Annotated in this window: 31 protein-coding genes and 2 pseudogenes; 2 read left to right on the top strand and 31 right to left on the bottom strand. The window is 71.4% G+C overall.

Going from position 1 to position 24,936, the window contains the following annotated elements:
• Window positions 1-82: 82 nt before the first annotated feature.
• The 4 genes and pseudogenes from H0I39_RS02065 to H0I39_RS02050 all read right to left on the bottom strand — a co-directional run bounded on the left by H0I39_RS02065 (window position 83) and on the right by H0I39_RS02050 (window position 8,525).
• Window positions 83-331, bottom strand: coding sequence for a hypothetical protein (locus tag H0I39_RS02065; RefSeq protein WP_180549409.1), 249 nt, complete (start codon window positions 329-331; stop codon window positions 83-85).
• A gap of 384 nt (window positions 332-715) precedes the next feature.
• Complete coding sequence (locus tag H0I39_RS02060) at window positions 716-2,251, bottom strand: carboxypeptidase-like regulatory domain-containing protein (RefSeq protein ID WP_180549408.1); 1,536 nt, start codon at window positions 2,249-2,251, stop codon at window positions 716-718.
• A gap of 86 nt (window positions 2,252-2,337) precedes the next feature.
• Entirely contained in the window at window positions 2,338-5,436 is a 3,099-nt protein-coding gene (locus H0I39_RS02055; RefSeq protein WP_180549407.1) for a hypothetical protein, read from the bottom strand.
• A 234-nt stretch (window positions 5,437-5,670) separates the two neighbouring features.
• Window positions 5,671-8,525: pseudogene (locus H0I39_RS02050) on the bottom strand (tape measure protein).
• 247 nt (window positions 8,526-8,772) lie between these two features.
• Here H0I39_RS02050 and H0I39_RS02040 point away from each other — a divergent pair.
• Window positions 8,773-8,919: a hypothetical protein gene (locus H0I39_RS02040; RefSeq protein ID WP_180549404.1), complete on the top strand. Its 147-nt coding sequence runs from the start codon at window positions 8,773-8,775 to the stop codon at window positions 8,917-8,919.
• A gap of 92 nt (window positions 8,920-9,011) precedes the next feature.
• Here the strand turns inward: H0I39_RS02040 and H0I39_RS02035 are convergent, their stop codons facing one another.
• The 27 genes and pseudogenes from H0I39_RS02035 to H0I39_RS21375 all read right to left on the bottom strand — a co-directional run bounded on the left by H0I39_RS02035 (window position 9,012) and on the right by H0I39_RS21375 (window position 24,566).
• On the bottom strand, window positions 9,012-9,827 hold the full coding sequence (locus H0I39_RS02035) for a phage tail tube protein (RefSeq protein ID WP_180549403.1): 816 nt from the start codon (window positions 9,825-9,827) through the stop codon (window positions 9,012-9,014).
• A gap of 61 nt (window positions 9,828-9,888) precedes the next feature.
• Window positions 9,889-10,053, bottom strand: coding sequence for a DUF7210 family protein (locus H0I39_RS24550; protein ID WP_444547276.1), 165 nt, complete (start codon window positions 10,051-10,053; stop codon window positions 9,889-9,891).
• A gap of 54 nt (window positions 10,054-10,107) precedes the next feature.
• Window positions 10,108-11,148: a discoidin domain-containing protein gene (locus H0I39_RS02030; protein WP_180549402.1), complete on the bottom strand. Its 1,041-nt coding sequence runs from the start codon at window positions 11,146-11,148 to the stop codon at window positions 10,108-10,110.
• Window positions 11,149-11,152: 4 nt separating this feature from the next.
• Window positions 11,153-11,674 (bottom strand): hypothetical protein, encoded by a 522-nt coding sequence (locus tag H0I39_RS02025; protein ID WP_180549401.1) that lies wholly within the window; start codon window positions 11,672-11,674, stop codon window positions 11,153-11,155.
• 11 nt (window positions 11,675-11,685) lie between these two features.
• Entirely contained in the window at window positions 11,686-12,264 is a 579-nt protein-coding gene (locus H0I39_RS02020) for a hypothetical protein (protein ID WP_180549400.1), read from the bottom strand.
• 6 nt (window positions 12,265-12,270) lie between these two features.
• A complete protein-coding gene (locus H0I39_RS02015; protein ID WP_180549399.1) occupies window positions 12,271-12,744 on the bottom strand; it encodes a phage tail terminator protein in 474 nt (157 codons plus the stop codon).
• Window positions 12,745-12,749: 5 nt separating this feature from the next.
• Complete coding sequence (locus H0I39_RS02010; RefSeq protein WP_180549398.1) at window positions 12,750-13,262, bottom strand: DUF1320 domain-containing protein; 513 nt, start codon at window positions 13,260-13,262, stop codon at window positions 12,750-12,752.
• 102 nt (window positions 13,263-13,364) lie between these two features.
• The gene (locus H0I39_RS02005; RefSeq protein ID WP_180549397.1) at window positions 13,365-14,273 is read right to left on the bottom strand and encodes a Mu-like prophage major head subunit gpT family protein; all 909 of its coding nucleotides are present in this window, start codon (window positions 14,271-14,273) and stop codon (window positions 13,365-13,367) included.
• A 61-nt stretch (window positions 14,274-14,334) separates the two neighbouring features.
• A complete protein-coding gene (locus H0I39_RS02000) occupies window positions 14,335-14,760 on the bottom strand; it encodes a hypothetical protein (protein WP_180549396.1) in 426 nt (141 codons plus the stop codon).
• On the bottom strand, window positions 14,757-15,929 hold the full coding sequence (locus H0I39_RS01995; RefSeq protein WP_180549395.1) for a phage protease: 1,173 nt from the start codon (window positions 15,927-15,929) through the stop codon (window positions 14,757-14,759). Before H0I39_RS01995 ends, H0I39_RS02000 begins: the two co-directional genes overlap by 4 nt.
• 35 nt (window positions 15,930-15,964) lie before the next feature.
• Window positions 15,965-16,429: a Mor transcription activator family protein gene (locus H0I39_RS01990; RefSeq protein ID WP_180549394.1), complete on the bottom strand. Its 465-nt coding sequence runs from the start codon at window positions 16,427-16,429 to the stop codon at window positions 15,965-15,967.
• A complete protein-coding gene (locus tag H0I39_RS01985; RefSeq protein WP_180549393.1) occupies window positions 16,429-16,860 on the bottom strand; it encodes a phage protein GemA/Gp16 family protein in 432 nt (143 codons plus the stop codon). Before H0I39_RS01985 ends, H0I39_RS01990 begins: the two co-directional genes overlap by 1 nt.
• Complete coding sequence (locus H0I39_RS01980; RefSeq protein WP_180549392.1) at window positions 16,857-17,315, bottom strand: hypothetical protein; 459 nt, start codon at window positions 17,313-17,315, stop codon at window positions 16,857-16,859. Before H0I39_RS01980 ends, H0I39_RS01985 begins: the two co-directional genes overlap by 4 nt.
• Window positions 17,316-17,383: 68 nt before the next feature.
• Window positions 17,384-17,578 (bottom strand): hypothetical protein, encoded by a 195-nt coding sequence (locus tag H0I39_RS01975; protein ID WP_180549391.1) that lies wholly within the window; start codon window positions 17,576-17,578, stop codon window positions 17,384-17,386.
• Window positions 17,575-17,808, bottom strand: a complete 234-nt coding sequence (locus H0I39_RS01970) for a hypothetical protein (RefSeq protein WP_180549390.1) — start codon at window positions 17,806-17,808, stop codon at window positions 17,575-17,577. Before H0I39_RS01970 ends, H0I39_RS01975 begins: the two co-directional genes overlap by 4 nt.
• A pseudogene (locus H0I39_RS01965) lies at window positions 17,808-18,727 on the bottom strand (recombination-associated protein RdgC). The gene H0I39_RS01970 and the pseudogene H0I39_RS01965 overlap by 1 nt, the downstream one beginning before the upstream one ends.
• Window positions 18,724-18,951, bottom strand: a complete 228-nt coding sequence (locus H0I39_RS01960; RefSeq protein ID WP_180549389.1) for a hypothetical protein — start codon at window positions 18,949-18,951, stop codon at window positions 18,724-18,726. Before H0I39_RS01960 ends, H0I39_RS01965 begins: the two are co-directional and overlap by 4 nt.
• Before the next feature lie 126 nt (window positions 18,952-19,077).
• Window positions 19,078-19,698: a hypothetical protein gene (locus H0I39_RS01955; protein WP_180549388.1), complete on the bottom strand. Its 621-nt coding sequence runs from the start codon at window positions 19,696-19,698 to the stop codon at window positions 19,078-19,080.
• 13 nt (window positions 19,699-19,711) lie between these two features.
• Window positions 19,712-19,984 (bottom strand): hypothetical protein, encoded by a 273-nt coding sequence (locus tag H0I39_RS01950; RefSeq protein WP_180549387.1) that lies wholly within the window; start codon window positions 19,982-19,984, stop codon window positions 19,712-19,714.
• Entirely contained in the window at window positions 19,981-20,442 is a 462-nt protein-coding gene (locus H0I39_RS01945) for a hypothetical protein (RefSeq protein WP_180549386.1), read from the bottom strand. The genes H0I39_RS01950 and H0I39_RS01945 overlap by 4 nt, the downstream gene beginning before the upstream one ends.
• Window positions 20,439-20,621 carry a hypothetical protein gene (locus H0I39_RS01940; RefSeq protein ID WP_180549385.1) on the bottom strand — a complete coding sequence of 61 codons (183 nt, stop codon included), beginning with the start codon at window positions 20,619-20,621 and terminating at the stop codon, window positions 20,439-20,441. The genes H0I39_RS01945 and H0I39_RS01940 overlap by 4 nt, the downstream gene beginning before the upstream one ends.
• A complete protein-coding gene (locus H0I39_RS01935) occupies window positions 20,618-20,776 on the bottom strand; it encodes a hypothetical protein (RefSeq protein WP_180549384.1) in 159 nt (52 codons plus the stop codon). Before H0I39_RS01935 ends, H0I39_RS01940 begins: the two co-directional genes overlap by 4 nt.
• 11 nt (window positions 20,777-20,787) lie before the next feature.
• Complete coding sequence (locus H0I39_RS21385) at window positions 20,788-21,519, bottom strand: ExeA family protein (protein ID WP_257645936.1); 732 nt, start codon at window positions 21,517-21,519, stop codon at window positions 20,788-20,790.
• Window positions 21,459-22,001, bottom strand: a complete 543-nt coding sequence (locus tag H0I39_RS21380; protein WP_257645563.1) for a hypothetical protein — start codon at window positions 21,999-22,001, stop codon at window positions 21,459-21,461. Before H0I39_RS21380 ends, H0I39_RS21385 begins: the two co-directional genes overlap by 61 nt.
• The gene (locus tag H0I39_RS01925; RefSeq protein ID WP_180549383.1) at window positions 21,998-22,210 is read right to left on the bottom strand and encodes a hypothetical protein; all 213 of its coding nucleotides are present in this window, start codon (window positions 22,208-22,210) and stop codon (window positions 21,998-22,000) included. The genes H0I39_RS21380 and H0I39_RS01925 overlap by 4 nt, the downstream gene beginning before the upstream one ends.
• Before the next feature lie 11 nt (window positions 22,211-22,221).
• On the bottom strand, window positions 22,222-24,036 hold the full coding sequence (locus H0I39_RS01920) for a DDE-type integrase/transposase/recombinase (protein ID WP_180549382.1): 1,815 nt from the start codon (window positions 24,034-24,036) through the stop codon (window positions 22,222-22,224).
• 11 nt (window positions 24,037-24,047) lie between these two features.
• On the bottom strand, window positions 24,048-24,566 hold the full coding sequence (locus H0I39_RS21375; RefSeq protein WP_257645562.1) for a hypothetical protein: 519 nt from the start codon (window positions 24,564-24,566) through the stop codon (window positions 24,048-24,050).
• Here H0I39_RS21375 and H0I39_RS21370 point away from each other — a divergent pair.
• Entirely contained in the window at window positions 24,550-24,930 is a 381-nt protein-coding gene (locus tag H0I39_RS21370; RefSeq protein WP_257645561.1) for a hypothetical protein, read from the top strand. The genes H0I39_RS21375 and H0I39_RS21370 overlap by 17 nt on opposite strands.
• Window positions 24,931-24,936 lie beyond the last annotated feature (6 nt).

Below are 24,936 nucleotides of genomic sequence, written 5' to 3'. Positions count from 1 at the left end.
TGACTTGCAGCTTGCTCTGCAGGAAGGGGCCGTCGGCGGTGTTCTCAGCACCATCGGCGGTCGCCCGTCTTTTTCTATGGGCTCACCATCCTTGCCGGGTGACGTTCAACACCAGTTCCCCCAGCACGGTATCGCCCAGCATGGCGCGGGCCACCAGTTGCGCCTCGCCGCTGTTGCCGCCGTCCGCCAGGAACGCCACCGTCACCAGCGCCTGATCGACGCGGGCACGGTCGCCCAGGCTGCTGACCTGCCAGCCTTGCAGCAGCGGCAAGTCGGGCGCGGGATCGGCGGGCGAGTTCCACGCCAGCACCCACTGCGCCCCGCGGGGCATCCCACAGCACGCCGTACAGCGCGGACTCGCCCCAGCCGGGCTCCATGTCCACCTGCACGCAGCGCCACGCCGGGGTTGGCAGCGGTGCCGGCACGCCATCTACCAGCATGGGCTCACCCACCCACCAGGTCTGGTACCCCCAGAAGTGGATGCGGGTACGGCCATCCGCCTCGGCGCTGATTTCGGGCGGGTCCTCGTTCTGCCACATGGCCGTGAAGCGCCCTGGCAGCCAGGTGGCCGCCGGCACACCAACTGCAGGTGGCAGGGGCGGCGGCGCGGCCGGCGCCAGCACCGGCGCCTCCGGCCGCAGCTGCATCTCCAGCTCCACCGTGCGCCCCGGCACCCGCTGCACCGGCGTGGCCGGGAAGAAGCGACGCCGCTCGCTCATACCACCACCACCGCCTCGCTCGCCGGGTAGCCGTCGGCCTCGATCAGCAGCACATGCCGCCCGCGCGCGACGGGGAAGGACACGCGCCCGGCCGCGTCGGCGATGCGGGTGGCGCCGCCGTTCAGCGTGATGCGCGCGCCCGGCAGCGCCTTGCCCTGCTCGTCGCGCGCCGTGAAGATGATCTCGCTGCCGGCCACCTCCACCGTGATGCCGGCCTGAATCACCGGCTCGAACGCGGTGGACAGGCGCGTGGTCTCGATGGCCGGCACCGGCCCCACGGGCGCTTCGATGCTGCCCTCCAGCTCGGCCCCTGACAGGTCCAGCCGCGCCGCCAGCAGGCGGTGGCGGCCGGCAATGGGCGCCAGCGGGTGCTCGATGTGTACCCAGCTGCCCGTGGCCACATCGGCCCAGTCCTGGCGCCAGCCCAGGCGCCAGCGCGGGCGCGCCAGCCAGGCCAGCATGCGCCGGCCCAGCGCCTCGGCCTGGCGCGGCGTGCGCAGCCAGGGCGCGGGCCACTCCTGCTCCAGCGCGCCGTATTCGCGCACCGCGTCGGGCGCGCGCAGCTGCACCGCGCGGCGGTAGCGGCCGGCCGCGTGGTCGTAGTCGTACAACACGCGCAGCACCGTGACGATGCCCGTGGCGGCGGTGGCCGCCTGCAGCTCGGGCGCGGCCAGGCGGTCCACGCGCAAGGCCGGCGCGGCGTCGTCGGGCAGCGGTGGCCAGGTCAGGGCAATGCCGGGCATGGCGGCCGACCAGGCACCGCCGGCCGACTGCATCAGCTGGTCCACCGCGGCGCGCACGCTCACGGTGTTGTCGTCCAGCAGGCCGCCCAGCACCCACTCGGCGGTCTCGGTGCGGTAGTCGTCAAAGTCGGCCCACTGCACCGGCGCGCCGGCCAGGTGGGCCAGCACGTCGTGCAGGATTTCGGCCGGCGTCTGCAGCAGGCGGCCGGTGTCCGGGTGCATGCGCCCGCGCAGCGTCACGGCCAGGCGCTCGCCCTCGGCCAGCGGCTGCGCCAGCTCGATGAACGACACGGCGCGGCCCGTGCTGTCCACACCGTTGCGCCAGTCATAGGCCGGCGTGGCCACGTCGTCGCGGCGCACCTCGTCCACGCCCTGGATCGGGTGGTCCAGCAGCGCGAACACGCGCTGGTCGCTGCTGTACTGGATCGGTGCCACCGTCACCTGGCCCCAGCCCCAGGGCAGCACGCGCAGCTCGCGCCAGCCGCCCCACACCGCGCTGGTGCGCAGCGGCAGGTTGTCCGACAGCGGGCGGTCCATGCCGGCCTCCAGGCTCAGTCGCACGCGGGCGCCCAGCTGCACGCCGGTCACCACGCCGGCAAACAGCACGCCGCCGCCGGCCCGCACACGCGCAGCGCGGCGCACCGGCGGGCGGTCAGCCCACAGGCGCGTCAGTGCGCCGTCGGCGTTGTCCAACTCGACCTCCATGTTGCTGGTGGGCGCGGCCTCGATGCCCGGCACCGACAGCGGCCGCTCGATGGGCGGCAGGCCCGCCAGACAGGCCAGGCTCAAACCCTCGGCCGGCGGCGCCGCCCTGGCCCGCTGGCAGCAGGTTCAGCGTCACGCCATCGGCGCCGCCGTCGATCTGCAGCCAGGCGTCACGCATACACCGGGTCCAGCTCCAGCGCGGCCGACAGGATGCGGTCGCCCGCGCTGTCGGGCTGCCAGGCGTGCAGGTCGGTCACCTCCAGCGCATCGGCGGCAAAGCGCACCAGCGCCGCGTCCTGCGGGTGCTGGTGGTGCGGCACGAACAGCAGCGGCTCGTCATGGGCCTGCGCCCAGTCCAACAGGCCCACCAACTGCGCCACATCGGCCGCCAGCAGGCGGCTGCTCTGCGCATCGCCCGGCTCCCACGCCAGACTCCAGCCGTCGCCCACACCGCTGTACAGGCTGGCCGCGTTGGGGCCGTCGCCGCGGCGCGCGGCCCAGCGGCGGCGGCGCTGGCAGCTGCTGGCGTGGTGGTCGGTGGCCAGCGGCACGCCCACCCACAGCCAGCCGATGTGGCCGCCCTCGGCGCCCGCCACCGTCAGCCGCAGGTGGCGCGCGGCGGCGTCGAGCAGGTGCACGCAGGCCGGGCCGCTGGTGTCCAGCGCCACGGGCGCGGTCCAGCCAGCGCCGTCGTCCGACAGCTCGAACGCCAGCACGGCGCCCGCCGGCAGCGTGTAGCGCGCCAGCGCCAGCGCGCCCAGCGGCTGCACGGCACCCAGGTCGATCTCCAGCGTGGCGTTGCTGCCGTCCCAACCCCAGGCGCTGGCCTGCGCATCGCGCACGTGGCTGGTCGCCCAGGGCTGGTGCACGCGGAACACGTAATCGTCGCCCGGCACGAACGAGGGCGCGGCGCCAGCGTCGAAGTGCACCGTCAACCCATCGGCCAGCAGCGCCTGCCCATCGGCTGGAATGTCGGCCTCGGCCGACCAGGCGCCACCGTCCTGCCGCCACTGATACTGCCCGGCTTCCACCGCCAGCGTGAAGGTGTCGCCCAGGCTGAATGGGATGCCGCCCGGCGCCATGCGCAGCGTGATGCCGGCGGCCGCATAGTCGGGCACGGGCGCGCCATCGGTGGGCACCACGTAGTCGGGCAGCGCGCCGCTGGCGCCGCCCAGCACGCGCCAGGTCTGCACGTCGGTGCCGTCCACGCCGCCCGCCAGCCAGGCCGGGCCGGCGCCTATCGTCTGGATGATGGCCTCATCACCCACACGGTAGGGCCGCTCGCCGTCCACCGCCTCGATCCGCAGCGTGATCTCGTCGCCCTCGCGCAGGCGCTCGGGGCAGGCCACCACCAGGCCGAAACCGAACTCCTGCGTCGAGTAAGCCCGGCCCGTATCGGTATCGCGCCGCGCGCTGACGTAGGCCTGGTTGGTGAATGCGGGCAGGTAATAACCCTCGGCGTCGACCCACCAGTGGGTGCCGCCGTGGTCGGTCCAGCAGCTGCCCGCATCACTGCTGCTGGATTCAGATTTTGGGACGATGCCCGCCAGGGTGCGCACGTAGTCCATGCGGGCCTCGTAGCGGGCCGCGTACTGATCCACGTACCTGATGGCCAGGTTGCCGTTTTCCCGGAGAACCAGCGCCTTCTCGTAGAGATCGTCATCGACGCCGGTCGCCGTCTCCAGGCTGGCCAGGTCGGCTTTCAGCGCGACCAGCGCAGCATCCCACTCGGTCAGCGCGGCGGCCACGGCCGGCGGGGCCGCAAACAGGTCGGTCAACCCCTGCGCGAGCACGGCGGTCACGCGGTTGGCGAGCGTGACGTCAACGCCATGAATGTCGTCGTCGACGCTGGGCAGCCCGCTGTTGCCCTCGGTGAAGTCGCTGCGCCACTTGTACAGCGCCTCCAGCCGGGATTGGTATTCGGCGTCAATCAATGCAGCCTCCTCTGTTAGCCCCAAACACGCCAACGACAGCCGGGGCGTGGGCATGTCGCTGCATTTGCAATCGGCCGGCGGCCGCTTGGTGTAGGTGAACGTCACGGTGCGCGGCACCGCGTTGCGCCCCAGCCGGAACGGCCGCAGGCAGATGGACGGCACGCCTTCGCCCGCTTCGCGCGCGGCCGGGCGGAACTTGAACGACCAGCGCCCGCTGCCCGCCGCCGCCGGGTCGATGCGCGGCACGGTGAACAGCGCCGCCGCGCTGGCATAGGGCACGCCCGTGGTGGCCACCGGCAGCGTGCCCGACACATCACCGGCCACGCTCCAGCGCTCGGCGCCCACCACGTCGTCGTTGATGCAGCGCAGCGTCACCGCCTGCGTGGGCGCGCCGGGCGGCACGGCCACGCCGGCCAGCGCCACCTTGCCGCCCAGCGCCAGCAGCCAGGCCTGGGTGCGCAGCGGCACGTCGATGGCGGCCTGCCCGCCCACCGTGCGGTCGGCCGCCACCACGCCGGCCACTTCCACCAGGGCGGAATCGGCCAGCGCCAGCAGCAGGTCGTGAAAACTCTCGATGGCCGGCTGCGCCGCGTCCACGTCGCCAAAGGTCTCGCTGGCCACGCCGTCCGTCACGGTGACCACGTAGCCGCCCGTCACCGCCAGCACCGGCGTGCCGGCCGGCACGTTGCGCTCCAGCGCCGGCGACAGGCCGAACTGCCAGGCGCCGTCCTTGAAGCGGCGCCACGGCCGGTACACCTGCGGGTCGCTGCCGAACTGGATGCGCGGGCTGGCGGCGTCCAGCTCTTGCTGCGCGTTCAGCGGCAGGCCGCCAAAGTCCCACTGCGGGCCGGTCTGCACCGCCGTGCCGGCCGGCCAGTCGGCCAGCAGCGCCCAGGCGGTGGGCGTGCGCACCAGGCGGGGCTCGACCGAAACACGAATGCTGTTGCCCACCGCACCTGGCGCGCGGGCCCGCAGTTGCACCTCGCGCACGTCCAGCAGCGCGTGCGCGGTGGCCACGCCCAGGTCGGCCAGGGTCAGCGTGATGCCCTGCAGCGGCGCGGCGGCATCCACCGCCAGCACCTGCAGGCCGCCATTGCCCACACCCACGAACTGCGGCACGCTGGCGCGCGGCACGCCGCCGGTGGCGCTGATGCGCACCTGCACGTCGGCGGCCTCGTGGCCAATGTAGTCGCCCGCCAGGCGCACCCGGCCACCGCCCGTGCGCTGCGCGTGCACGCGCTCGATGGCGCGGCTGGCGCGCACGCTGCTGGCCACCAGCGCGGCGGTGCGCGCGAGGTTGTGGCGGCCGGAGAGGAAGCGCTGCACGGAAGGCATGCGGGCATGGTGCCGGCCCGCCGCGCCCGTCGCCAACTAAAACGCTTTACTAATGACCGCGGCTGCGCCGCATGACGAATGACGAATGACTTCGCTGCGCTTCAATGACCAATGGCGCTTTGTCATTTGTCATGCGCCGCCAGGCGCGGTCATTCGTCATGCAAGGTCAGCGCGCCAGGCGCCCCAGCCGCTTCAGCTCGGGCTCGATCATGCGGGCCAGTCGCGCCGGGTCGTTCACGCCGTTCGCGTTGAGGGTGATGTTGACGTTGGGCGCCGCCATGCCACCACCCTTGCCGCCGCTGCTGCCCGACGAGCCGCTGCCGCCACCACCGCCCGCGCCACCGCTCTGGCTGCGCTCCTTGCGCTGGCGCTTCTCGGCGCGCTCGATCTGCCCCAGCAGCTCAGCTGCTCCTGCAGCAAGGCCACCTCTTCGGCAAAGCGCTGCGCCGCCCCATGGTCGCCGCGCACGCTGGCGCGCTCGGCCTCCAGCTGCGCCAGCTGGATCTGGCGCTCCACCTCGGCACGGTCGCGCGCCGCACGCGCCTGGGCAATCTCCTCTTCGCTGCCGCTCAGCTCCAGCAGGCGCATGCGCAAGTCGTCCACGCCCTTGGCCGCGCCGCTGTTGCGCCGCTCCAGCGCCTGCTGGCGCGCGTCGATGCCCTCCAGCGCCGCCGCATACTCCTCGGCCATCCGGCGCAGGTCGCCGTAATAGCTGTTCCAGGCACCGATGTACTGGTTCCAGCTCATGCCGGTGCCCAGGTACTTTTGCAGCGTGCCCACCATCGTCTCGGCGTGGCGCGCCGCCTCGTCGGCATAGCGGCTGGCCTGTGTGCGGGCCGACAGCCAGGTGAACTCGATGGCCTGTGCGGCCTGCTCGTGCGCCTCGCGCGCGGCGTCAGCGCCTTCGGCCGCCTCTTCGCCCGCGCCACGCGCCTGCATGCCCGCGCGCTCGGCGGCGCCGCCGAACTGCCGCATCGCCGCGATGGCATCGGCCATGCTGACCACCACCGCCTTGCCGGCCTCGTCGGCCTGGATCACGAAGCCGTGCTGCTTGGCTTGCGCCACCAGCGCCGCATCGGCCACGCCGTTGTTGGCGGCGATCTGCGCCTCGGCCATCACGCGCCAGGCGTCATTGAGCTCACGCGCGGTGGCGCTGCCGGAGGCCTTCACCATGTCGAACGCGGTGCGCGCGCTGTGCGCCATCGCGTTCAGCTCGGCCTGCGGCTTCACGCCCAGCTGGCGCAGGGCCTCGCCCAGGCTCTGGATGCCGGGCAGCTGGTCGTGGATGGCGGCGCGCTGGCGGTCCAGCGCCTCCTGCACACGCTGCACGCCCGCCGCACCGATCTTGCCGGACTCGCCCACAGCCGCAAGCTGCTGCTCCAGCGCCGCCACAGCCTCCAGGCTGTCGGCCTTGGGCACGGCAGCGGCAAACGCCAGCTCGATGGCGCGCGCCGCCTCTTCGGACTGCGCGCCGGCCGCGTCGAGGGTCTCCATCACCAGCGCCACCGAGCCGATGGCGTCCTGCGCGCCCTTGCTGATTTGCCCCAGCGCCTGCGCCGAGTTCACGCCCAGCCGCGCGAAAGACGCCGTGAGGATCTGGTCATTGACCTGTGCCAGCTGCTGCGCGCTGATGACCCCCTGCGCGGCCGCGGCCTCCAGCTGGGTGCGCACGCGGTCGATCTGGCCCGCGTCCAGCTTGGCCAGTGCCTGCTGCCAGGCGTCGCCCACCTGCTGGGCAGTGAGCGTGCCGCCATTGCGCAGCGCCTCCAGCGCACGCGTGAAGCCGGCCACGCTGGTGGCGTCGTCGAAGCGCAGGCCCTCGACCAGCTTCTTCAGCGCCTCCTCCGCCTTGCCGCTTTCCTCGACGATGGCGTGGAACTGCTCCACGGCGGCAGCGGCGTTCAGGCCAGCCAGCCGGTCGGCGGTGTTCTCGGCCGCCAGGCCCAGCTGCTGCTGCGCCTGGGCAGCCGACATCCAGCGCCCTTCGGCTTCGCTGAACACCAGGGCGCCGGATGCCTGCGCGGCATTCAACTCTTCCATGCTGCGCACCAGCACGCCGGTGGCCTGCGAAATCTCGCTCAAACGCCGGGCCGCGCGCGCATCCTTCTCGGCCAGCGCATCGGTCAGCTGCGCCTGCTGCTGCTGTTGTTGGCGCAGCTCCATGTAGGCCATGGAGATGCGCAACACCTGGTCGGCAATGGTGGCGTAGCCCAGGCTGCGCGCAATGTGGGCAAAACGCTGCTGAGCGGCCGACGCCACGTTGATGGCTGCGCCCGCACGCGCGCCCGAGGCCGCCACCGCATCCAGCGCCCGCGCGCTGCTCAGCGCCGCCACGCCGAACTCATAGACCGTCTTGACCGTCTTGATGGCCACCATGGCCAGCATCACCTGGCCGGCGCGCCAGGCCACGGTGGCCACGGTGTCCAGGTTGTCGGCCAGCAGGTCGATGGCGCTGGCGATCTTCTGCGATGCCCCACTGGCCTGGTCGGCCTGGCTGACGAACAGCGACCAGGACGTGGCCAGGTTCTCCATCGAGCGGCCGATGGTCTGCGGCAGCGTGCCGAACTCCTGCTCCAGCACATCCGCCTGGGACTGCAGCGCCCGGATCACGGTGTCTGCGCTCAGCTTGCCGGCCTGCGACATGGCTCGCAGCTCGCCGGTGGTGACCTTCAGGCCGTCGGCCAGCGCGCGGGCCAGGCGCGGCGCCTGCTCCATCACCGAGTTGAACTCGTCACCCCGCAGCACCCCGACTGCAGGCCCTGGATCAGCTGGGTGACCGCCGCCTGGCTGGCCTCGGCCGAGGCGCCCGACAGCTGCACCGCCTGGTTGATCGACTCGGTGATGGCCAGGCTTTGTTCGGCAGCCTGCTGCGCACTCAGGCCGGCATCCTTGCCGACGGCGGCGATGCGGCTGAACAGGTCGCCCGTGGCGCCCAGGTCGCTGTTGGTGCGCTGCGCCGTCTGCGCCACGCGCTCCCACATCTCCTCGAACAGCTGACCTTCGCCGGTCACCAGCTTGATGCGCGCCTGCAGGTTGCTCACGGCGTCGGCCGTGGCGGTGAGCCCGCGCACCGAGTGCACCACGCCCATCAGGCCCTGCAGGCCGATGTACGCGTTGCGCACCAGCGCCAGTTCCGCGCTGATGGACTTGACCCCATCGGCGATGCGGCGGTGCGAGGTGGTCTGCTTCTGCGCGCTGCGCTCGCTCTCGCCCGCCAGGTTCTTGACGTCGGCGGCCATGCCGGCCAGCTCTTGCTGGCCAGTGGCTTGCGCCTCAACAACCAGCTTGGCCTTCAGATCGGTTGCCATGGTGCTCCTCTCGCTTTAACATCCAGCCATGCTTCGCTTCATGGCTTTCTTTGCGCTGCTCGCCTTCGTGCTGCTGGGTTACGGCCTGGTGCTGCCAGCGGTGTTGGCGCTGGGCGTGGCGCTGGCCGCGCCCTGGGCCGGCATCTGCTGGCGCCTGCTTGGCCCGCGCCACTGACCCCACGCCCCCAAACAAAAACCGCGCCCGGCACAAACGCCCGGCGCGGTTTTTCATGGGCGCGCGCGGCCTGTCGCCAGGCCACATCACCGTCAGGCCGGCAGGTCCGGCATCGTGTCGATGCGCATGAAGGGGCCGTACATCGGGTCGGTCTGCAGATCCGGCACGTACAGCGCCTGGCCGCCGAGCGTCAGCTCGCTGGCCTCGTCGGTGATCCAGCCGAAGTCGCCGTTCATCGCCAGGCTGATGCGCGGAATGATCACGCGCACCTTCTGGCCGTCGCCGTTGATGCCGCTGAAAACGATGCCCTTCTCGACATTGGTCTTGCTGAAGGCCGCGATGTTGATGAAGCCGGCGTACTCATAGTCGACCTTCAGCGGCTCGACGTGCTCGGGATCGGGCGCGCCCGGGTGGGCGATCAGGCGGCAGCGGCCGTGGTCGGCGTCGTCGATCAGGTAGTGCGTGCCCTCCACGTAGGTGATGGGCGTGCCGGCGGTGCTGTCCTCGATCACCACGCTGGACACGCGCGGGTGCTTCAGGAAGAAGTAGTCGCCCGGCGCCAGCCTGGCCAGCACCTCCTCGGTCACAGTGCCGCCCTCCTTGAGCACGGCCTCGCCGAAGAAGGCCTGCGCCAGCGTGCGGCTGTCGAACTGCACCATCGACAGGCTGACCTGCAGGCTCTTGCTGGTCTCCATTTCCTTCAGCGTCAGGCGCTGGCCGGAGCAGCTCTCGTTGAGCGTGGTGGTCTCGCGCGAGGGCGTGGCCGTGAGTGTGCGGTTGCCGCAGCCCACGGAATAGAGGTTGGTCAGAAAGCCCTGTTCGGCCCGGCCGTTGACCGGGTCGTAGGTGCCGATGTGGACCGGCCCCTGGCCGTTCCAGATGATCGGGGTGGAAACGTTGGCTGGCATGTGGGTGTGCTCCGTTGGGTTGAATCAGGGGTGGCAGGGAGGGTGCGCCGTGCGCCCTCGCTCAGTCCTTTGCGCCTGGCTTGGCCGGCGTCGGCGCTGGCACCGGCGACGCATCGCGCGCGCTGCCGACGCCGATCAGCCAGTCGGCCTTGTGCGCCGGCAGCGTGAGCCGCGCGCCCGGCTGGTAGTCGCGGCCGGCGTGGCGGTGGGGTTTGACGAGTTCGATGTGCTTGGTTTTTCCATGGAGACCTCCTGTACGGTTTGAAAGGTGGTTGTGGGCTCAGAGCCAGCCGTCGAGTTCCAGCTCGCGCGTCGCGGCAAAACCGGTCGAGCTGGTGACAACGAAGAAGCGCCAATGCCGGTGGCGCCCGGCCACCGCCACCGGATGGGTTGTGGCAACACCCGCCTGCGCGGTGTAGGACGCTGCGCTGTAAGCCGGCGACCAGTTGGCCGCGTCGTCGCTGTAGTCCAGCCGCCATGCGGTGTACACATCATTGGCATTGGGCACCACGCGCAGCGTGTGCACAAACCGAGGCTGCACGAACGACACCCGCAGCCAAGCTCCAGAGGCCGCTACACCGGCCGCGGCCCAGCGGGATGCGGCGACGCCGTCAAACGCGCGAAAGGCCTCAAAGCCGGCCGCATAGACGCTCGATGCCGAGGTCGTGGCGAAGCCAGGCGCCGCGTCGGCCACCATGGCGAGCGAGCCCCCAAACACAGGGAGCACCGTGCTGGCCTCGAACAAGCCCCAATGCGCGCTCGAGACCAATGCGCTGAGCATCGGTTGGTTGTTGACCAACGTGTGCATGGCGACCGGGCTGGCAGCCAATGCCGCCACGGCGACCGCGCTGCTGGCCACGGCAGTGCGCGCGGTCGCATGGGCCACAAGTGCATTCATGGAGGTCTGGCTCGCGGCCATCGCGGCCATCGCCGACGCGCTGGCAGCCACCTCGCCCATGGCCGTTGCGTTGCCGGCCAGCGACTGCATGGCAACGCTGTTGTTGACCAGATAGGTCAGCCCGGCGAGCGAGTCAAGCAGTTGCCGAAAGATGACCAGGTTGCCCGACACCGCGATCCAGTTGTTAAATGCGACTGGGCCTTCCAGCAGCTTTTGCGACACGATGGCGGGGCCGTGCAGCAGCTCGTCTGACGCGCCGCCACCGGCCGCATCGACCGCGCTTTTGAGTTCGTTGACCGCCGCCACCAAGTTGCTCTTAGCCGAGGTGGTCAACGCCTGCAGCGAACCCTGGGCGGCAAGCAGCGACTTGACATCGCCGCCCACAGCCTGAGCCAGTGCGGTCAAACGCTGTTGCAAGCTCATGACTTCAGGCCTTTGCGTCGGTGTAATCGGCCACCAGGTCGTGATCCGGGTTGCCGATGGCGGCGGCGCTTTGGGCGCCGATGTTGCTGCGGGCCTGGGCCTGCTGCGGCTCGGTCAGCACCTGTGCGGCGTCGAAGCGCACGCGGTTGGCGATCTCGCCGGCGATGGTGGCGGCGAAGTTGGGGTCGTCGTTCAGCGCAGCGGCCAATTCGGCCAGGGTGTCGAGCGCCGCGGCCGCGCCATCGGTCAGCTCGTCCTTCACCAAAGTCTTGGCGGCCTCGATGGTGTCGTGGATCTTGTCGGCCGACCAGGTGACGGTGGTGGCGCCGTCGCCGGCGGCATCGTCAATGGCCACGCCGCCGGTGCCAGCGTTGTCCAGGGCGGTCTTCAGCTCGTTGATGGCGGCGACCAGGTTGTTCTTGGCCGTGGTGCTGAGCGCCGACAGGCTGCCCTGCGCCTGCAGCAGGGCCTTCACGTCGGCGCCCATGGCCTGGGCCAGGGCGATGAGGCGTTGTTCAAGAGTCATGGTGGTTCCTTTCAGGCCTTGGCCAGGATGTAGTACGCAAAGGGATCGGGCACGAGGTCGTCGCGCACGTACACGCCGCCGTCGGTGCCGGCGATGGCGCGGTTGCCGGGGTCGGCACTGATGCCGGCGCCGCCGCCCGTGCCAGGCACGGCCGGGCCGGGCACGCCGACGACGGTGATGCCGACGCTGTGGCCCTGGTGGGTGACGGTGGTCACTAGCTGGCAGGCGGGCTCGATGACGGTGGTGCTCATGGGCGGACTCTCAGGGGTGGTCACCGCGTCGAGCAGTGCCAGCGTGAAGGTGCAGGTGTGCATGACGCGGCCGCTGCTGTCCTGGTAGCGGATGTCGCCCGACAGCAGGCCGGCGGGCCAGCCGGCGGTGTCCGCCGGCTCGGCCCCCAGCTCGTAGCGGCCGCTCGCCACGTCGGTCGGCGTGACGGCCAGTGCCGCCACGCGGCGCCCAGCGGCATCGCGCAACCAGCAGTCGATCTGCCAGCCGGCCACCGGCACGCCGGCGCCGCCGCTTTGCAGCTGGCAGTGCAGGCGCAACGTGCCGCCGCGCTTGAGGGTGAGGGCCGGCTCGCTGCTCATGGCGCGTCAGGCTCGCGGCGGGCATGGGGCCACCTCGTCGCGGTGCATCACATGGTGCATCTGGTACACGTCGGCAAATAGCAGCACGCTGGCGTCGTAGTCGAGCACCTTGCCGGATTGCCAGCCGATGACGCGGGCGCCGGCGGCGGCGGGCTTGTGGCCGATGAGCACGGCGCGCACCTGGCCGATGAGCTGGCGCATGTCGGCCTGCATCTGCTCGCCACGCGCCTCGCGCCAGTTGCGCAGGGCCAGCACCACGCCGAACTCGACCAGCGATTCCTGCGCGCACACGCCGATGCTGGTGGGCACCTTGCCGGTGTTGTTCTCCTCGGCAAAGATCACATAGGCGCTGGGCGTGCGAAAGCCGCGCAGCTCTTTCACCGCGGCGTAGTCGGCCGCGCCGCCAACGAAGTGCAGCGCGGGCAGCTGAGTGACCAGGCGCTCAACGATGAGCGAGGTGTCGAAGGGCGCAAAGCTCATGCCCGCTACCTCCAGGCGCGCAGCTGCTTGCGGCCGAAGACCAGCGGCGCGCTGTCGAAGCGCGCGTCGAGCTTGTGCACGGCCACCGGGTCGCCGGCGCCCAGCGCGAACTTGCCGTCGGCCACTTGCTGCAGCAGGCGCAGCGCATCGCGCCAGGCGCGCTCGATGGGGTCCTTGCCGTCGGGCGCGAGTCGGTTCTTGTGCAGGTGGTAGCGCGCGATGGCGCGGCACCAGGCGGTGACCAGGCGGTGCACGGGCTGCAGCGGCAGCGCGTAGCCGCGCTTGGCCAGGTAGCCGTCGATCACGGCGTCGGCATCGGCCACGGCGGCGTCGATGCGGGCCACGGCGCGCTGCGCGGCGGCCACGTCGTCGGCCGGCCAGGCGCCCACGTCCTGCCCGCGCAGCAGCGCGTCGAGCAGGCCGGCCGCGACTGGCTGGGCGTGCTCGTCGCTGGCCACCTCGGAGAGCTCCAGCGCTCCGGGGTTTTCAGCGAGTTCGGCATGAGTGATGTAGGGCATGGCCTTTGCAAAAATTGGGTTGCCGGGGCGTTCGCTTGGGTCGGCCTATCCGCCCCCGGCCGCAGACGCGGCGCAGTCGCCGCACGGCTCTGGAGGTGTCGGTTACAGCCAGTCGGCGACCAGCAGGTCCACCACGTTTTTCACGGGGTTGGACTCGGTCGCGGTGCCGGCGGCGTTGGGCACCAGGTCGGCCTCGAGCAGCTTCTTGGCGTCGAAGCGCAGCTTCTTGGGCACCACCAGCAGGTTGGGGCTGATGCCCAGCGGGCGGCCGTGGTCGCCGGTGCGGGTTTCCATGGCGGTGATGGCGGCGGTCAGGTTCTCGGCGTTCAGCGTGGCGTTGCTGGCATGCGCCAGCTGCCAGAAGCCGTAGCCGGCGTTGCGCCGCGCGTCCACGCCGTACACGTATTGGCTGCGGTTGAACACGTTGTCGTCGGTCTCGGCCGTGAGCGCCACGAAGTTGGGCGCCTTGCGGGTCTGGTAGATCAGCGGCTTGAGGGCGCGGCGCGTGTCCAGCAGGTACCACACGTCGCCCGTGCCGTTGCCGGTGGCGTTGCTCTGGGCGACGGGCTTGCCCTTGTCGTTCAGCACCGGGTGCGTGGCGCTGAAGAAGGGCTGGCCGTCGTAGCACAGCCCGCTGTGGCCGCTCTTGAGCATGCCGAACACCAGTTGGTCGGGGTGCGCCTCCACCGCGCGGCCCATCTCGGTCATGAGCGGGGTGTAGACGCCGTAGGTGTCGTCCTCGATGGCGGTGCGCGGCACGCCCACGGTCAGCTCGAAGGGCCGGTTCTTGATGGTGTAGCCGTGGTTGCCGATGGCGTGCACCACGCGGTCGCCCAGCCATTCGCGCAGGCCGGGCAGCTGGCCGAGCCAGCCGTATTCCTCGGCGCCGGTGGTGCTGGGCACGGTGGTGGCGATCTGGCCGTACTGGCTGGCGGCCTGGCCGAGCCCGGCCTTGAAGGCGGCGTTGAACGCGACGAACAGCGTCTTGAGGTTGGCGTTGTTGATGAGCATGAAGGGCTCCTGAAATGAGGGGGCGTCGGCTTGAAGAGGTGATCGATGTCGGGGGCGCGCGTCAGCCCGCCGGCGGGGCCGCGGCAGGCGCCACGGCGGCGCCGACATGCACCCACACGCCGGCGTCATCGACGTCGAACACCGGGCCGGCCACGCAGGTACCGGTGGCACCCACGGTCTGGTCGTCCACCACGTAGGCGGCGGCGCCGATGTCGGCGCGCGTCAGCTCGGCAGCGCCGCTGCCGTTGTCGAAGCGGAACACGCCCAGGACGCCTTCCACGCGCGAGTCGCCCGCGGCGGCGCTGGCGCGTGCCGTGGCCACGGCGCGCACCGGCGTGGCGGCGGCGGCGGTGGCCGCGGCAGCGGCGCCCGCGCTGTCCAGCACATACAGGGCGCCGGCGTAGATCACGGCGGCGGCGGCCAGCGGATCGCTCACGCGGCGGCCGTCGCGCTCGGGCGTGGGGCGGTCTTGAGTCAAGGCGGTCATGGGTGTTGCTCCTGGTGCAAAGGCGTTGCGTCAGGCCGCGGCGCGGCCGGTGGCGAACTGCTCGGGGTCAGGCCGCAGGCGGCGGCCACGGCGCGTTCGTCGGCGCTCAGGCCGTGCTGGTCAAGACCGGCGGGCGCCTGGCCAGCGGTCTGGGTGCCGGCCAGCGCGGCAATGGGCTGCGCGCTGGCCAGGTACTGCTTGAGGGCGGCGATGTTGGCCTTGCCCAGGTCGCGCGCCCACACCTCCTGCGCGGGCAGCAGGCGGCCATCGGCCAGGGCGGGTGCCACCAGGTCATCGACCTCGCGCACCTGCACCTTGGCGCTCAGCGTGGCCATGCTGGCCTGCATCTCCTGCAGGGCCTCGATGGGCACGAACTTGGCCGGGTCGGGCGTGGCGGGCGTGGCGATGACGGCCGCCGTTGCATTGCAGGCGGCAACGATGGCGTCGGCGTTGGCATCGGCCTGCAGCTTGAGGCCCGTGAGCGCGGCATCGGCCTGGGCACGGCGCGCGGCGCAGGCGGCCAGGGCCGCTTCTTCGGTGGTGTCGGCGGGCAGGCCCAGGGCGGCCAGCAGTTTCTGGAGCAGGGTCACATCGGTCTCCTGTGGGTGGGTCGGGTTGAAACGGGCCGTGGCCGCGGCCGTCAGGTCGATGGCCTGCATGCCGTGGATGGCGGGGTTGTTGGTGAGCGCGCCCATCAGCACGCGCTGCAGCGCGCCGCTGGCGGGGTCGTACTGAATGACGGGGCTGAAGTAGCGGTACTCGCCGTCCTGCACCTGCTGGCGCGCGCGCGGCGTCAGCTCGGCCTCGGCGAACAGGCCGCGCCCGTCGATCCAGCGCAGCGCGTGGATCCAGCCCGCGGCCGGCGCCGGCCGGCCGTTGGACTCGGCGTGCAGCGTCTGGTGCTCGTAGTCGATCACCAGCGGCTGCGCCGGGTTGTGCGCGGCGATGACGCGCGCGGCAATGGCGGCATCCACGCGCCAGGCCGGCACGTCGAGCGCGCGGCCGTCGCTGGGGCCAAAGTCGCCCGCCGGGGTGATCTGCATCAGCACGCGGCCCGCCGGCGCGGCGCCGGCCTCCTGCAGGCCCGCGGCGTCGAACAGGCAGGCGGCCACGGCCACCGCGCCTGCAGCGGGCCGGGATTTGCGGGTGATGGGCGCTTTCGATGCCATGGGCGGCATCGTCGCGCGAGGGTGCGCCGGGCGAACTAAAGCGCTTTAGTTTTGATCGTCGCCGGGGCGTTGCCGTCCAGGTCCAGCCGGCCCTGCCGGCGGGCCAGCTCCTCGCGCCGGGCGGCGTCGATGATCTGGCGCGCGCGCATCTCGGTGATGCCGTACTTTTGCGCCATGGCGCGGTAGTCGCCGCGGAACTCGTCCCACATGGCCCGGTCGCGCGCGTCCATGTCGAAGCCCGGATTCTTGGCCAGGTAGAAGTTGAACCCGCCCAGCCGGTCGGACACGTGGCGCAGCTGGCCCTGCACCTGCTGCGCCCAGGCCTGCAGCTGCGCCGCCCAGTCACCGGCCGGGGCGGCGCAGCCCGCGCGCTCGTCGGCCAGCACCAGGGCCTCGAACAGGCACTGCGCCAGCTCGCGCGAGCTGCCGGCCAGGCGCTCGGGCAGCAGCGCGTCCATCACGGCGACCTCGGCGGGAGACATGTGGCGCGCGCTGGACATCACCGAACCTCCACCCCGCGCTTTTGCCACAGCTTGAGCGCCTCGATCACGGCGTCGAGCTGCGCGGCGCTGCACCAGCGCAGCGCCGACACGCCGGTCTGCCGCTGCACGAAGGCATCCAGCGCCTGCGCGCTTTTGTTGTGCACCAGGCCGCGGCGCGCCATGTCCAGCCAGATCGCCCACACCTTGCGCTCGCGCGGGCTGGCGACCAGGTAGCGGGCCTCGAACCCGGCGCGGCGCTGCGGGCTGGCCACACCCGCTGCTTCAGCCAGCCCCTGCAGGTGGTCGCGCACCTGCCGCTGCTGCGCGGGCGTGCAGTCCTTGCTGCTGGTGTGGCCGGTGAGGTGATTGAGCAGCGCGCGGTAGTCCTCGTCCGTCAAGCGCAGCCTGGCCTTGAGCACATGGATGGCGGCGATGTGGTTGGCGGTCACGGCAGCGCCTCCAGCGGCAGGCGCTGCGCGGGCAGCTCCAGCGTTTGCGCCAGCAACGCGCCGTCGGGCATGCGCGCCACGGCCACCAGCTCGCCCACGTGCTGCTGCAGGCCCACGCCCGACCACGACCGGCCGGCGTGCAGCACGACGCCGCCGGCGCGCACGCGGCGCAGGAACCAGGACGATTCCACGCGGCCGGTGCGGCCGCGGTAGGCGGCCCAGGCCGTCGCGACCTTGCGCGCATCGGCCGGCCAGTAGCCGCCCTGCAGCCGGTAGACCGTGCGCCGCGACAGCCCCAGCGCCTGCGCAGCGTCGGCGACCGATTGCGCGCGCAGCCAGGCCAGCAGATCGGGCGGCGCGGCGGCTTCGGATTGCGGGCCGTTCAGGCACGTTCGCGCCGCCGGACGTACATCGGCCGCACCCGGCGCCCAATCGGCGCGCCTACCCCTGTGCAAATCGTTTCCTGACGCACCGCCAGCGCCATGACCCGGCGCCAGATCGGCTGGACGACCAAACTGCGTCATCACATCTTGCTCCTCGCGTTGGCGTGGCCGATGTGCCAGCCGCTGCAGTGCGGGCAGCGGTAGGCGGCCATGTAGCCCAGCGCACCGCCGTAGGCCTGGGCCAGTTTCCAGATGGCGCGGCGCGCGGCGGCCTCGTCGGCGTGGCGCACCTTGCGGCCGCACTGGTTGCGGCGGATGCGGCGCTTGCTGCTCATGACCGCGACCTCCATCCGCTCTTGCGATCCCACCGTGCAATCACCTCGTCCTCGGCGCCGGGGCGGCGATCAACGATGCGCCAGCTCACTTGCTCGTCGGTGGTGACGGCCAGCAGCACCACGGCGGCCTTGGCGTTCGCCAGATCGCTGGCGCTGTCGGGCTGGCCGCTGCGAATGGTCTGCACGTGCTTCCACGCGCCGGCGGTGTTGACTTGCAGAAGGCGGGGCATCACGCCACCTGCGCCTGGTCGGTCACGGCCGCCGCGTCGGACTCGCCACCGAGCGCCTCCACCAGGTCGTCAATGAGACTGGACAGCTCCCCGGTGATCAGAGCCACATCGGCGTCGAAGCGGTCCTCTGTGGGCGCATCTTGGCGGGTGTCCAACACACCCTCCTGGAAGGCGATCTTCAGCAGCTGCAGCCGCTGCGTCAGCGTGAAGCCGATGCGGCCTGCCCAGCTCAGCGCCAGGCGCGTGGGCAGCTTCCCTCTGCGATGTGCTGGCGCACTTCCTCGATCTGCAACGGGTGGCGGCCGAACTTGACGACGGCCGGCTCTTCGCCGCCGCCCATCAGCTCGCACTCGCGTTCGATGTTGAAGGCGTGGGGCAGGGCGTCGCCTTCGGCGTCGGCCAGCCAGGCGGCCATGGCGGCCTGCGGCGAGGTGGCGGTCTGCAGCAGGCCCACGCCGAAGCCCTTGCCGGCCACGCGCACCAGGCTGGTGATGACCTCGTCGGCCTTGCCCTGCGCGCCCACGTCCATCACCAGCCAGCGCTGCGTGGGCTCGATCCACACCGTGACGGTGCTGCGGCGCGGGAAGGCTTGCGGCAGCAGCGAGATCAGCGCGTCGTCGCGCAGGTCACGCAACTCCTTCTTGCCGGGCTTGCGGCCGGTGGTCTTCTCGATGTGCTGTACCGCTTCTTCCACCTTGCGGCGCACGGCATCGCCGGGCACGGCCTTGGTCTCGATGGCGAAGCGGGCGATCCATTGCCCGTCCACGGTTTCGACCAGCGCGCCGTGCTCGTCGCCGCGCGGCGGCACCCAGCCGGTGGACCTCTGCTGCGTGGCGCCGCACTCCGCAAATGGCTCGGCGGCGAGCGCGCTCTCCAGCTCGGCGGCGCTGGCGGGCCAGCTGCCCAGGCGATAGATCATGGCTTGCTTGAACATGGCTTTTCCTTCACGGTGAATCGGTTGCACGTGGTGGCGGCGCCCACGCCGAAGCCGCCGACGCTGCAGTGCAGGCGCCAGAGGTCGTTGTAGGCGCCGGCGGGCTGGCGCGGTTCGGCGTGGGCGCACTGGCCGCAGCCGGGCGCGTTACGGGCCAGGCGCAGGCCCTGGGTGGCCTGGGCGCGGGCGATGGGGCCTGCGCGTCTCATTCGGGGCTCACGCCATTGAGGTGATTGACGGTGGCGAGCAGCTCGCCTTGCTGCTGCCGGTGCTCTTCGGCGATGTCGTGCTGGTTGCGCTTCTCGACCACATCCGTACGGCTCTCAGCCTCGTCATCACGGAGCGAAGCCCAGGTAGCGTGCTCGGCAGCCTTGTCGCTCAGCGCCTTGATCACATTGGCCTTGTTCACGCCGCCACCTCCGCGCCCTTGACGGCCTGCTTGACGATGGCGCTGACGGTCTTTCGACGTCGCCGTCCACGCTCTTGATCAGCGGCGCGTCGGTGTCTGCCGTCACCGTGACGCCCAGGCGCTTGAGCAGCTTGCCGTCGAGCTGTTCAAGGGCGGCGGCCACGGGGCGGGGCTGGTTGACCACCAGCATCACGGCCTGCTCGTGTGTCAGCGCGCCTTCGGCGGCCAGCTTGTCGATGCGCGCGACCAGCTGCTCATCGCTGTCCCACGTCATCTTGCCGCGCTGTTTCTGGAGGCCGAATTTCAAGCCATCGACGACGATGGTGCGCGGGCGCGCGAAGCATTCGGGGTGCGCCGCTATGTCGGCGGCCAGGTCGTTGTGCAGCGCGGCGATCTTGCGCGCGGCGCGCAGGATGTCGGGCATGGCGCCGCGCTCGACGGTGGAGATCTCGTCTTTCATGGCCTGCACCAGGGCGGCCAGCTTGTCGCGCGCGGCGGCGTAGCTGGCCGCCTGCTTGCGCATGGTGTCGAGTGGGGTGGTGGTCATGGCGGGTCTCCGGTCAATGGAAGGCGGTGGATGGCGGCAGCGTGGGCGGCGCGCCGTGGCTGGCCAGCAGCGCGCGCGAGGCGCTGACCAGGCTGCGCTGCGCCAGGTGGCCGAGCTGCGGGTGCGTGCGCACGATGGCGACGTAGGTGTGGATCAGCGCGTCGAGCGCGGTGGCGGCGTCGGGCGCGTCGGCGCGCAGCACGGCCAGCAGCTGGTGCGCCAGGTCGACGAAGGCGCGCGATTCGGGATCGGGCGCGGGCGCGGGGGTGGTGGCGGTAGTGCTCATCGGCAGGCTCCGTGGCTGGGGTGGGCAAGAAAGTCGAGCGCGCCGGGCCGCAGCGGCGGCGCGGGCGGCGGCACGTAGGGCTGGGGCGCGGCGCGGTAGGTGGGCGGCGTGACCGGGCCGCGCCGCGCGGGCGGGGCCGGCGGCGCGCGCCGCGTGGCGGCCGCGCCGGGCGGCAGATGGCCGGGGTGCAGCGGCAGGCGCGCCGGCTGCTGCAGGTGCGCCAGCACCTCGTCGGCCACCACCCAGGCCACGGCGCGGGCGCCGGTGCGCCGGTGATCGTGCACGCGGCTCACCCAGCCGTAGCCGGCCAGATCGTCCAGGATGGCGTGCAGCCGCTTGGCCGTCAGCGGCTGGGCGCGGTACAGGCTGAGCAGATCGGCCGCGCTGGCGCGGCCCTGGGCGTACAGCAGGCGCACGATGGCCTCGTAGCGCTCGGTCATCAGGCGGTGGGTGATCACAGCTGCGCCCCCACCATGGCCAGGGCGGCCAGCACCACCAGCGCCCAGCGCACGGCCTCGAGCAGCCAGCGCGGGCGGTGGTACGGGCCTTCAATGGGGTTGCGCCAGCTGGCGGTGCGGAAGGCCTCGCCCTCGGTGCGCGGGAAGCGGCGCGTGGTGTCGTTGACGGCGGCGCTCATGGACCGACCTTTCGCGCGCCCACGGCGCGGGCCTGCGGGTAGCGCGTGAGCGCATCGACGATGGCATCGCAGCTGCTGCTGCAGGCGCGCAGCTCGTAGCGCGCGCAGCCCAGGCAGGTGATCTTGACCAGGTACAGGTGCAGGGTCTGGTGCATGGCGGCCTCCATCAGCAGTGGGTCACCACGGCCGCGTCGACCTTGGGGTAACCGGCCGCGGCGGCGGCGTTCATGGCGCGGGCCACCAGGTTGTGCACGGCCAGCGGGTAGCAGGTGCTCACGGCTCCATCACCACCCTTGGCGCCGCGCGGCGTGCGGATCAGGCGCGCGCGCAGCGCGTTGAAGGCATCGGGCTCGAACACATCCTCTGGCCGCAGGTCGAAGCGCGCGAACTTGTGCTGCAGGTAGCCCTCCAGGTCGTTGTCCAGCGGCGGCAGCTCCACCACCTCGCAGCGCTGCATCACCTCGCGCACCTCGGGGTTCTGGCTGTGCAGCACGTTGCGCAGCTCGGGCTGGGCGATCAGCGCCACGCCGATCACGCGCTGCATGCCGTCCTTCAGCTCCAGGAAGCGCTTGAGGTGCTTGAGCGTGGCCAGCGGCAGGCAGTGCGCCTCCTCGATCAGCAGCAGGTGGCGGCGGCCGGCGCGGCGGCTGTCGCGCAGCAGCTGGTGCAGCTGGGCAAAGCGCGCCTGCGGGCTCCTCTTGATCTTGAGTTGCGGATCCAGCGCGTAGGCAATGGCCTCGGCGATGTGCGTGGCGCGCAGGGTCTTGCCCTTGGTGTCGGTGGCCTCCATGGCCAGCACGTAGGGCTTGATGATGACGATGTCTTTGCCCTCGTCGATCAGCCGCTGCTCCAGCTCTTCGGCCAGCGTGGTCTTGCCGGCGCCCGACTCGGCCACCATCGCGAAGAAGCCGTGGTTCTGCGCCACGTCCAGCAGCGCGGCGCGGGCGTAGCGCACCGCCGGGCTCTGGTACACGTCGTCGCGGCTTTGCACGTCATCCACGAAGGGCTGCGCGGCAGCTTGAAGTGCTTGAGCGCCTGTGGGGTGATGGGGGTGTTCTGCAGTAACATCGGTTCTTCCTTCTCGGTTGGGTTTTGGTTGACTTCGACAGGGGCGGAAACACAGGCCTCGGGCGTTGGCGCGCTCGGGGCCTTTTCTTTGGCGTCGTCGCCGGTGGCCAGCGACACATCGCGCAGCTCGGCGGTGGTGGCACCGGCGTTGCGCAGCGCGTCGACCACGCTGGCGCGCACGGCGGCGGTGCGGCGCTTGGGCCATTCACCGCGGCTGACGATGGCGTTGATGGCCGCCAGGCTCTGGCCGCTCTCACGGGCCAGATCGCGCTGGCTGAGCGCGATGCGGCCGAGGGTGTTGGCGAGGGTCATTGCAGCGCCACCAAGTCAACGGCGAGGTCGTTCTCGACGTGGTCGGCCGTGACGCGCATGATCTCGGCCACGCCCTGGTTGTCGTTGCACGCCTTGGCAATGGCCGATGCGGCCAACAGCAAGGCGACGACCGCGCGGCGCGGTTTTTCCTTGGCCAGATGCTCCAGCAGCTTGTGCGACAGCTCTTCTTCTCGGGTCTGGGTTCGCATGGTTCCTTCCTTCACTCATTCGCAGCCACGCCACCCACCACGCGCAAACCAGCGCGGACGGTGAGGCGGTGCTGCAGGGTTGCCAGCTGGTCTTCCGGCACGCCCTCGGGGTGCCAGGCGCGCAGCTGGGAAACGCGCTCGGGATTCATGGCCACGCCCAGCGCCGTCAGCTCGCGCGTGGCCTCGAAGTGGGTGAGCAGGCGCGGCTCGGCCGCAGCGGCCGGGGCCTGCACGGTGGGCTGCAGCGGCGTGCCGCGCTTGGGGATGGGCGTGGGCAGCACGGCCTCGCGCGCCTGGCGCAGCGGGTCGATGCGGCCGCCGAAGGGCAGCGCCTTGGCCTTGCGCGCGCGCTCGGCCTCTTCGTCGGTGGCGGCGTCGTAGGTGCGGCGCGCGATCTCGCTGCGGTGGCGGTCGGCGGCGGTTTGCGGCATGGCGGCAAAGCCCAGGCCGAACACCGGCGCGTCGGTGCGCAGGCCCGCGTCGTTGCGCTCGACCTGCGGGATGGCGATGAGCCGCTCGCTGCCGTCTTCGGCCACTTCCACGATGCATGCGCTGGCCGTGGCGTAGGGGTTGTAGGTGACCAGCAGCTTCTCGCCGACCATCACGTCGCCCAGCTGCTGCAGCGCTGGGCGCAGGTCGTACTCGCGGCCCTTGAACTCGACGGTGAGCGTTTGCGTGATGCGGCGTGCCACCGGCTCGTGCGTCAGCAGCTCGCGGCACAGCTCGGGCGCGGGGGCCACGCGCAGCTGCTCGGGCGCAATCGTCAGCCACAGGTCGGTGCGGGTGCGGCCGTGGCGGCTGTGCTCGGCGCTGGCGTTGAAGTGCCGCGCCCAGCAGCGGGCGCTGTCGTTGAGCTGCGCCAGGCTGTGCACGGGCTGAAAGCGCAGTGCGGCCTCGAACTTGCGCTCCACGATGTCCTGCGCCTTCTCCACCTGTCCGGTGGCCCAGGGCGCGCCGGGCATGTGCGCCTCTTGCCGCACCTGCAGGCGGCGGAACAGGTTGCGCGCCATGCCGCTGGTGTTGGCCGCGCCGCGGTCCATGTAGACCATCAGCGGCACGCCGTGGAAGGGGTCGGCCTGGCCGCCCACGGTGCGCTGGCAGATGGCGGCGATGAAGCTCTCGGCCAGGTTGAGCGCGCTCTCGGCGCCCATCACGTAGTGCACGAAGAGCGCGCCGCTGTAGTGGTCGGTGACCACGTAGCGCCACACGCGCTCGGCCTCCACGCGCTCCAGCGCCTTGGGCTTGTTCTTGTAGAACTTGTCGGCGTCGAGCACCTGCAGGCCGTCGCCCACGGCCTGGCCGTTGCTCAGGTAGTACAGCACGCACAGGCTGGCGTCGATCTGCCAGACGTGGTTGGGGTGCAGGCTTTGCATCTCGGTGGTGGGCGCCGGGCGCAGCAGCTGCCGGGGGTGCACGCCGTACAAGCGCAGCGCGCGCTCCACCGCGGCGGCCGACAGCGGCGACACCTCGCCGGTGGCCGGGTCGACGCGTTCGCAGCGCACGCTGCCGTCGTAGCGCAGCACCTGCAGGGCATCGGCCACGGTCATCAGGCGCTTGTTGTTCTTGCGCATGGCGGCCATCAGCAGCTCGCTGATGGCCAGCGCCTCCTCGCGCGTGACGCTGGTGGTGCCGGCATCGGCACGCTGGCGCCGCGCGGGCTGCACCGACATGGCCCGCATGTGCCGGTACACCGTGGCGCGCGAGCGCCCGGTGGCCTGGGCCGCCGCCGCCACCAGGGCGCCGCGTTCGCCGCGCGCGGCGCTGGCTACCGACTGCCCGGTGTTGACAATGACCTCGGCCACGGGGGCCGGCACGCGCTTGCGCATGGTGCGCCCCTTCAGTTGGCAGCGGCGGCCTGGGGCGCCCACTGGGCCACTTCGGCCATCAGCGCCTGGTCGGCGGCGTTGCTCACGTCGGGCAGATCGAACTCGCTGCGCAGCGCGGCCAGCTCGGCCGCGAGCTGGCCCACCAGGCCGGCCATGAAGACGGCGTTGTCGGCGCCCACGTCGCGCTCATCGGCCAGGGCCACCAGCGCCTGGCGGAAGTTGCCGCGGATGGCGCCCAGCGCGTCGGCCATGATCGCGGAGGCTTCTTTCTTGACCGCCGCCCAAGCCTCCTCGGGCGGCAGCCGGGCGATCAGCTTCTTCTCGCGCTCCAGCTTGTCGATCTTGGCGTTCTTCTTGGCCAGGACTTCGCTGGTGGCCTCGGACTCGGCCTTGATCTCGCGCAGCGCGGCACGCAGCTCGCTGGCGGACATGCGGTCGATGTCGTCGATGTCCCTGAGCGCCTCCAGATCGTCGTCGTCGTGGGTGACCAGCTCCAGGAATGCCGACGCCGATTTGACCTGGGCGCTCAAAACGGCCAAATTGGCCGATTTGGCGGTTTTGGCCGCCGCCTGCATGAAGCGGCGCGCGGTGCGGTCGGCAAAGCCGAGCAGCTCGCAGCGGCTGATGAATTCGCCGTGCGGCGTCAACCTTGAGCAGCAGCAGGCGCTTGCCGGTTTCCAGAATGGCCTCGACGGTGCGGCGCTGGTAGAAGCGGATGCCGTCCTCCAGCGCGCCGACGGCGACGGCGCCTTCGTAGCCGAGCTGCGCCGCCAAGGCGCGGGCAGACTGCTCGGTGGCAATTTGCAGGGCTTGCCCGGCTTCGACGGCACTGGCGGCAGCTGGCAGGATTTCGGCAGATTCGGTTGGGGCGCGTTTGGCGTTTGCGGTGCGTGACATGGG

The organism is Ottowia beijingensis, from assembly GCF_013423955.1.
In the GTDB taxonomy this organism is placed as follows: Bacteria; Pseudomonadota; Gammaproteobacteria; order Burkholderiales; family Burkholderiaceae_C; genus Ottowia; species Ottowia beijingensis.
Note: the sequence above shows the minus strand (reverse complement) of the source record. Positions and strands in the feature narration are given on the sequence as shown.

Coding starts and splice junctions, on each gene's coding strand:
- H0I39_RS02065 (WP_180549409.1), bottom strand. CDS start 331: ATGCCCCGCGGGGCGCAGTGGGTGCTGGCGTGGAACTCGCCCGCCGAT.
- H0I39_RS02055 (WP_180549407.1), bottom strand. CDS start 5,436: ATGCCTTCCGTGCAGCGCTTCCTCTCCGGCCGCCACAACCTCGCGCGC.
- H0I39_RS02040 (WP_180549404.1), top strand. CDS start 8,773: ATGCTTCGCTTCATGGCTTTCTTTGCGCTGCTCGCCTTCGTGCTGCTG.
- H0I39_RS02035 (WP_180549403.1), bottom strand. CDS start 9,827: ATGCCAGCCAACGTTTCCACCCCGATCATCTGGAACGGCCAGGGGCCG.
- H0I39_RS02030 (WP_180549402.1), bottom strand. CDS start 11,148: ATGAGCTTGCAACAGCGTTTGACCGCACTGGCTCAGGCTGTGGGCGGC.
- H0I39_RS02025 (WP_180549401.1), bottom strand. CDS start 11,674: ATGACTCTTGAACAACGCCTCATCGCCCTGGCCCAGGCCATGGGCGCC.
- H0I39_RS02020 (WP_180549400.1), bottom strand. CDS start 12,264: ATGAGCAGCGAGCCGGCCCTCACCCTCAAGCGCGGCGGCACGTTGCGC.
- H0I39_RS02015 (WP_180549399.1), bottom strand. CDS start 12,744: ATGAGCTTTGCGCCCTTCGACACCTCGCTCATCGTTGAGCGCCTGGTC.
- H0I39_RS02010 (WP_180549398.1), bottom strand. CDS start 13,262: ATGCCCTACATCACTCATGCCGAACTCGCTGAAAACCCCGGAGCGCTG.
- H0I39_RS02005 (WP_180549397.1), bottom strand. CDS start 14,273: ATGCTCATCAACAACGCCAACCTCAAGACGCTGTTCGTCGCGTTCAAC.
- H0I39_RS02000 (WP_180549396.1), bottom strand. CDS start 14,760: ATGACCGCCTTGACTCAAGACCGCCCCACGCCCGAGCGCGACGGCCGC.
- H0I39_RS01995 (WP_180549395.1), bottom strand. CDS start 15,929: ATGGCATCGAAAGCGCCCATCACCCGCAAATCCCGGCCCGCTGCAGGC.
- H0I39_RS01990 (WP_180549394.1), bottom strand. CDS start 16,429: ATGTCCAGCGCGCGCCACATGTCTCCCGCCGAGGTCGCCGTGATGGAC.
- H0I39_RS01975 (WP_180549391.1), bottom strand. CDS start 17,578: ATGAGCAGCAAGCGCCGCATCCGCCGCAACCAGTGCGGCCGCAAGGTG.
- H0I39_RS01970 (WP_180549390.1), bottom strand. CDS start 17,808: ATGCCCCGCCTTCTGCAAGTCAACACCGCCGGCGCGTGGAAGCACGTG.
- H0I39_RS01960 (WP_180549389.1), bottom strand. CDS start 18,951: ATGAGACGCGCAGGCCCCATCGCCCGCGCCCAGGCCACCCAGGGCCTG.
- H0I39_RS01955 (WP_180549388.1), bottom strand. CDS start 19,698: ATGACCACCACCCCACTCGACACCATGCGCAAGCAGGCGGCCAGCTAC.
- H0I39_RS01950 (WP_180549387.1), bottom strand. CDS start 19,984: ATGAGCACTACCGCCACCACCCCCGCGCCCGCGCCCGATCCCGAATCG.
- H0I39_RS01940 (WP_180549385.1), bottom strand. CDS start 20,621: ATGAGCGCCGCCGTCAACGACACCACGCGCCGCTTCCCGCGCACCGAG.
- H0I39_RS01935 (WP_180549384.1), bottom strand. CDS start 20,776: ATGCACCAGACCCTGCACCTGTACCTGGTCAAGATCACCTGCCTGGGC.
- H0I39_RS21385 (WP_257645936.1), bottom strand. CDS start 21,519: ATGGTGGCCGAGTCGGGCGCCGGCAAGACCACGCTGGCCGAAGAGCTG.
- H0I39_RS21380 (WP_257645563.1), bottom strand. CDS start 22,001: ATGACCCTCGCCAACACCCTCGGCCGCATCGCGCTCAGCCAGCGCGAT.
- H0I39_RS01925 (WP_180549383.1), bottom strand. CDS start 22,210: ATGCGAACCCAGACCCGAGAAGAAGAGCTGTCGCACAAGCTGCTGGAG.
- H0I39_RS01920 (WP_180549382.1), bottom strand. CDS start 24,036: ATGCGCAAGCGCGTGCCGGCCCCCGTGGCCGAGGTCATTGTCAACACC.